The organism is Streptomyces sp. SAS_272, from assembly GCF_052543235.1.
This window is the reverse complement of record NZ_JBMNDR010000052.1, coordinates 61,081-67,315: the sequence shown is the minus strand read 5'-3', so window position 1 is coordinate 67,315 and position 6,235 is coordinate 61,081. Positions and strand designations below refer to the sequence as shown.

The 6,235-nt window shown below is 70.5% G+C and carries 5 protein-coding genes and 1 pseudogene; 2 read left to right on the top strand and 4 right to left on the bottom strand.

The genetic code is table 11. The features are described from left to right. Positions 1-104 (top strand): annotated as a pseudogene (locus ACN6LD_RS26705) (IS481 family transposase); the annotation flags it as partial. On the opposite strand, the gene ACN6LD_RS26700 reads toward ACN6LD_RS26705, so the two are convergent. Continuing rightward, positions 101-352 carry a hypothetical protein gene (locus ACN6LD_RS26700; protein WP_319191257.1) on the bottom strand — a complete coding sequence of 84 codons (252 nt, stop codon included), beginning with the start codon at positions 350-352 and terminating at the stop codon, positions 101-103. The pseudogene ACN6LD_RS26705 and the gene ACN6LD_RS26700 overlap by 4 nt on opposite strands. A gap of 853 nt (positions 353-1,205) precedes the next feature. On the opposite strand from ACN6LD_RS26700, the gene ACN6LD_RS26695 reads away from it, so the two are divergent. Continuing rightward, entirely contained in the window at positions 1,206-3,146 is a 1,941-nt protein-coding gene (locus ACN6LD_RS26695; RefSeq protein WP_445044497.1) for an ATP-binding cassette domain-containing protein, read from the top strand. 293 nt (positions 3,147-3,439) lie between these two features. Here ACN6LD_RS26695 and ACN6LD_RS26690 read toward each other — a convergent pair whose 3' ends face one another. The 3 genes from ACN6LD_RS26690 to ACN6LD_RS26680 form a co-directional block, all read right to left on the bottom strand. Then, positions 3,440-4,045: a dihydrofolate reductase family protein gene (locus tag ACN6LD_RS26690; RefSeq protein WP_319191254.1), complete on the bottom strand. Its 606-nt coding sequence runs from the start codon at positions 4,043-4,045 to the stop codon at positions 3,440-3,442. 303 nt (positions 4,046-4,348) lie between these two features. Then, positions 4,349-4,900 (bottom strand): LuxR C-terminal-related transcriptional regulator, encoded by a 552-nt coding sequence (locus ACN6LD_RS26685; protein ID WP_445044496.1) that lies wholly within the window; start codon positions 4,898-4,900, stop codon positions 4,349-4,351. A gap of 465 nt (positions 4,901-5,365) precedes the next feature. Continuing rightward, positions 5,366-6,198, bottom strand: a protein-coding gene (locus ACN6LD_RS26680) for an IS5 family transposase (protein ID WP_445044495.1) whose coding sequence is annotated in 2 segments (ribosomal slippage) — positions 5,366-5,838 and positions 5,838-6,198 — 834 coding nt in all. Because the reading frame shifts where the segments join, the coding sequence is not laid out codon by codon here. Positions 6,199-6,235: the final 37 nt, after the last annotated feature.

The following is a 6,235-nucleotide window of genomic DNA, read 5'->3' as shown; positions in this document are numbered from 1 at the left end:
TGGCAGACTTCCTGCACACCTACAACCACCATCGCTGCCACACCGCACTTGGCGGCCAGCCACCGATCAGCCGTGTGAACAACGCTGCGGGTCAATACACCTAGATCTTCGGCCCAGGGTTCCTGGGCTGCCCTCCCATGCGGTGGTCGCTCCAGTCGATTCCGTCGTCGTGTTCCTTGCTCGACGCCAGCCCGAAGAAGCCGAGAAGGGGGGCTGCGATGAGGATCGCCCCGCACAGACTGCCGATCGCGACGTACGCCGCGGCGGCGATGACGGCCCAGAACAGAATGTCGCACACGATCCGCGCCCACAGCGGGAACGGGGCGCGCCACGCGTGGTAGCGGCGGTACATGCGCACCAACTTGCCGGACGTCCGTCTGGCTCGGCCGACGCTTGTGTGGCCTGGCCTCGTCGCACGGCCGTTGCGGTGCGGACGCCCTTCTTGCTTGACCATGGATCTCTTTCTTCGTTCGAGACGGTGACGGGTCATCGGATGTCTGTTGTCCAGGGGTCCGAATGGGATCGGATCGAGGAAGCGGACGCGGCAGTCAGAGCCTTTGCCGGTCGTTCGCGCCCCGCAGCCCCTGCGGTGCCGCCGGTTATCGTGCTGCCGGTCCTCCACCGGCTCGACCGGCCGATGTCCTTGGCCGGCAGATGTCCTCGGCCGGTCGCTGGCCGGTCGCTCCTGGCGGCGTCGACGCGGCGACCGCGACCGCCGACGACCGAGATCCCGAGGCATCACACACACCGGATCCGGCAGTGAGCGACCGGGAGCAGTCACCATGCATCCCCCCTCGCCAGTAGACCGACACCGTAGTGGCACGGGCTTCGTGAGCAGGGCCTTTCACCGGAAAGCAGCCATGTCTGCCAGCTCATGCACGAAGGGGACTCCTTCATGGACGTTCGCTGTCTGATGGGTGTGGGGTGGTCCTGCGGACGGGGATCTGGGGGAGTGGCCGGGGCTGCCCCATGTGGCGTGCGCGGACACACTGACCGCGATCAGTTCACCGCCGACCTCGACCCGCTCCGGGACGGCCGTCCACAGGACCGCCGACCGGTGATCGTCCCCATGACGCGGTGGCGCGGTCGGACCCGACGGCGGACCCCCCGGCGGACGCAGGGGCCTCGCACGACCGACCCCGCCCGCATCCGGCTGCCTCCCGCGACAGCGGACGGCCGGTGTCGCGGCGCCGTGGAGGCAGGCCGTGAACGCGGGCGCGCGCCGGCTGCTGCGCTCCACGCTGCGCACACGCCGTCGTCCGTTCGCCCGGCTCGCCGGCTGGTCGCTGGTCCAGGCCGTACCCGCGCTGCTCTCCGGCCTGCTGGTCGCCCGGGCCGTCGACGACGGCTTCCTCGCCGGCCACGTCCGCGAGGGCCTCGGCTGGCTGGGGCTGCTGGCCGTCGCCACACTGGTCGGCGCCTGGGGCACCCGGCAGACCACGCGGCAACTGGCCGAGGTCGTCGAACCCTTCCGGGACGACCTGGTCGCTCTCGTCACCACCGGCACACTGCGCCGCTCCGCCCTTCTCGGCCGACCCTCCGACACGGCCGGGGTGGCCCGGCTGACCGAACAGGTGGAGATCGCCCGCGAGTCGTACGCGGCGGTCGTGATGTTCGTGCAGACGTTCGCGGTCACAGCCGTGAGCGTGCTGATCGGTCTGACGGCGCTCGATCCCGCTCTTCTCCTGTTCGTCGTGCCGCCCCTCATGGCCGGCCTCACGCTCTTCCTCCTGGCCCTGCGCGCCCTCGCGGCCCGCCAGCGGACGGTCGTGCTCGCCGACGAGGCGATCGCCGAAGGGGTCACCGAGATGGCCGACGGACTGCGGGACGTGACGGCCTGCGGCGCCGAGCATCTGGTACGCCGTCGGGTCGACGCCCGCATCGACGCGGCCGGCGACGCGGCCCGCGCCCTGGCCCGCCTCACCGCTCTGCGCACCGCCGCCCTGGGCATCGGCGGATGGCTCCCCGTCGTCCTCATCCTGGCCGGCACCCCCTGGCTGCTGCGCGGCGGAATCACCACCGGCGCCGTCCTGGGCGCCCTGACCTACCTCTCCCAGAGCCTTCAACCGGCCCTGCAGCACTTCGTCCGCGGAGTCGGCGCCAGCGGCCTGTGGCTCCTCGTCACCACCGCCCGCATCCTGGAGACGACGGCGGTGGCGCCGACGACCTCGGGGGCGACGGGAACCGTGTCCGCGGCGGCTCCCCGGTCAACGGCTCCGGGTGCTCCCCCGCACACGCCCGAAGCAGCCGCAGCCGCTGCCGCCACCGCCGCCGAACTCCGCGGCACACTGCTCACCGGCGCCGACGTGTCGGGGGAGCGGTCGCCCAAGGACGGCGGCGTCGAGCTCCGCGGTGTCACCTTCGGTTACGCCAGGTCGGCCGAACCCGTCATCCGGGACCTCGACCTCACTCTCACGCCGGGCGCCCATCTGGCGGTTGTCGGCCCGAGCGGCTCCGGGAAATCCACGCTCGCCGCGCTCATCGCCGGGATGCTGGAGCCGCGGTCGGGCCTTGTCCTGGTGGGCGGCGTCCCCGTCCGTTCCCCGGGCCGGGAACCTTTGGCGGGTGGGCACGCACTGTCAGGGTCGCGCGTGCTGATCCCGCAGGAGGCGTACGTCTTCACCGGAACGCTGCGCGAGAACCTGTCCTACCTCCACCCCACGGCCACACCGGCCGACCTCGACTCGGCAGTCGACGCCGTCGGAGCGGCCCCCCTCACCGAGCGCCTGGGCGGCTACGACGCACCGGTGGACCCGGCCCTGCTCTCCGCCGGGGAGCGCCAGCTGATCGCTCTGGTCCGCGCCCTGCTTCCCCCGGCCCGGCTGCTCCTGCTGGACGAGGCCACCTGCCATCTCGACCCGGCCGCCGAGGCCGTGGTCGAACACGCTTTCGCCGCCCGCCCCGCCACCCTGATCGTCTGCGCCCACCGGATCAGCTCCGCCCTGCGCGCCGACCTCGTCCTCGTGCTGGACGGCCCGCGCCACCACCTGGGCACTCATGACCGTCTGATGGCCGACTGCGCCCTCTACCGCGACCTGATCGGCCACTGGGACCACGCGACGACCGAAACGCCGGACGCTGCCCCAGCGACCACGGGAACCATCCGACCGACACGGCCTGAGACGGCCCTGGACCGGCTGGACTAGCTGGACGAACGCGTCCGATGGCAGAGGCTCAGACTCAGGGGTGGTTGCCGAGTCTGGCGTCCACGACCGTCAGGGGAGCCATCGCGTGAGCCGCACCGTGCCCGTCCATGGAGTGACGGACAGGCACGAACCGACCGTTCCGGACCGCCGCTCGACAGCCCGCGCGGACCTCCTCACGCCCCTCGTAGCGCTCAGGCATGCCGGAGAAGAGGAAAGGGGACTGTTGCACGGCACGGACGGCACTTGAGCGTCGGGCCAGAACTGCAGGACGAGTTCCTGACTCAGAAGACTGGCTAGTAGCTGTCGTGGGTGGGCTTGCCGTTCGGCCGGTAGACGCCGACGACGGTGCCGCCCTTCGTCGTCGTCACGCTGACCGGCTCCAGCGCACTGGGGATCGCGCCGTCGGCGAACAGCCGCTTGCCGGTGCCGATGATCACGGGGTGGATGGTCAGCCGGTACTCGTCGACGAGGTCGTGCCGCATGAGCGTCTGGGCGAGGTCGCCGCTGCCGACGACGTTGAGGTCGCCGCCGTCGGACGCTTTCAGCTCCCGTACGGCATCGACGGTGTCGCCTTGGAGCAGCGTGGAGTTCTGCCACTCGACGGACGTCAGGGTCCGAGACGCCACGTACTTGTGCATGCTGTTCATCCGGTGCGTGAACGGATTGTCGGGATCGGCGGTCGGCCAGTACGACGCGAAGATCTCGTACGTCTTGCGGCCGAGCAGCATCGCGTCGGAGTGCTCGTACCAACCGGCGATGGCCGCGCCGACCTCGTCGTCGCTCACCGGCTTCTGCCAGCCGCCGTGCTCGAAGCCGCTCTCGGCGTCCTCGTCCGGACCACCCGGCGCCTGCATGACGCCGTCCAGCGTCAGGAACGTGCAAACAATGATCTTGCGCATGGTGCGCTCCCTTCGTCGACGGGTAGACGGCACGTCCGCCGGAAACTCATCGGCGGACCCTCCGCGGAAAACCCATCGGCGAACCGTCCGCGGCGCGGCACCGGGGCCATCGCCCCCGAGTCACCTCCGAGCCCGGCATGAGGCAAACGGCAGGCCTGGACCGGCGGACCGAAAGGATCGCCGCGGCGAGGGGCGTCCGGCCCTGGTTCCCCTCCGAGCTCCGCCTCCCAGAGCGTCGGTTCCCGGCGCCTACAACCACCCGGCCTCCCGGGCGATCCGGATGGCGTCGATGCGGTTGCGTGCCTAGGTCTTCCTGGAGACGGCGTTGAGGTGATTACGGACCGTCCCCACCGACAACGACAGCCGCTCGGCGATCTCCCGGGTCGGCGTGCCGTCCGCCGCCAGCCGCAGCACCTCCAGCTCCCTGGGCGTCAACGGGCTCTCCGCGGAGCTGAGCGCCTGCAGGGCGAGCTCCGGGTCGACGAACCGCTCACCCGCCGCAACTCTGCGCACCCCCGTCGCCAAGGTGTCGCTGGGACCGTTCCTTCCGATGAGGCCCATGACGTGCAGGGCCAGCGCCTGCCGAAGGAACTCGGCGGTCACCGCGTGGGTCACCAGCAACGTTCGGCCCTGCGGCAACCGCAGGGCCAGTTCCCGTGACGTGCCGAGCGCTCCGTCCTCACCTCCGTCGCTGTCGATGACGACCACATCGGGCCGGTGGGACAGCGCCCGCGCCACCGTCTGCTCGTGTCCCGGGCACACCGCGACCACGTCGATGTCCTTCTCACGGGCCAGCAAGGCGGCGAGTGCCCCGCGCAGCAGCTCCGTCCCCTCGACAAGCAGCACACGGATCACGTCGCTCCCGCCCGGTCACCAGGGGCCTCCATCGACACGCCTCTGACATGGCGCCAACCCAGAGGACGGATCACCGCCTGTCACCCTGAGTGATCTCCACTCCATCGACCGCACGCAAAGGTGCGCCCTTACCTTCGATGGTCCATGGACCTGGGGCCCTCGGCACGCTGGAGCGCATCTGTGAGTGATCTCCGTGCCGCCGGTTCCGCACATACACGGCTGCCCGTTCGTCATGCGCAGCGCTCGACATCCATGCGCCGACCCATCTCGAGGACAAGGGCGAACGGACTCGCTCTACGGGCGGCCACGCGTGATGCAGCGGGGCACCTGGTAGCGGAGAGGCGTGCAGGTCACACCATCGAACGGGCATGGGTGCCCGGCCCGAACCGAAAGCCGCACCCGCGTTGCAGACGAGTTGCGGAACAGTCGGGAGAGGGCGGCGAACGTCGTGGTCTGTTAGAACTCCTATCGGAATGACTTCAGGCGTCGCCAGCAGATGAGCGCGCAGGCCAGAGTGAGGAAGGCTTCGTGGATGTCGTCGCGGATCTCCCAGCGGATCCGCAGACGACGGAACCAGTGCAGATGGGCGAACGCGCGCTCCACGACCCAGCGTTGAGTGCCGAGCCCGGAGCCGTGCTCGGTGCCCCGACGGGCGATCAGCGGCTTCACACCGAGATCCCGGACCAGACGGCGGTACTTGTCGTGGTCGTAGCCGCGGTCGCCCAGCACCACATCCGGGCGGCGCCGGGGCCGGCCCCGCTTGCCCCGCACCGGCGGCACGGCCTCCAGCAGCGGGATCAACTGGGTGACGTCGTTGCGGTTGCCACCGGTGAGGGTGGCCGCGAGCGGGATGCCGGTGGCATCGGTGATCAAGTGGTGTTTGCTGCCCGTCCTGCCCCGGTCGACGGGGCTTCGTCCGGTCTTGGCTCCCCCTTTAACGCCCGGATGTGGGAGCCGTCGACCGCCGCACGGGAGAAGTCCAGGGCATTCGCGCTACGCAGCTGGGCGAGAAGGACCTCATGCAGCCGGGGCCACACCCCGGCCTCCGTCCACTCGGCCAGGCGGCGCCAGCAGGTCATACCCGAGCCGAAGCCGAGTTCCTGCGGCAGGTGCTCCCAGGCGATCCCGGTGTGCAGCACGAACAGGATGCCCTGGAACACCAGCCGGTCCGGATGCCGCTTGCGCCCAGGATGCCGAGCCCGACGCTCGACTCTGGGCAGCAGCGGCTCGACCACCGCCCACAGCTCGTCGTCGACTTCCCACGGCTTCGGCCGCGCCACTCCGCACCCCCGGATCATCCGTCCCGGAGCGATCCAACCACCTCGAAGATCATTT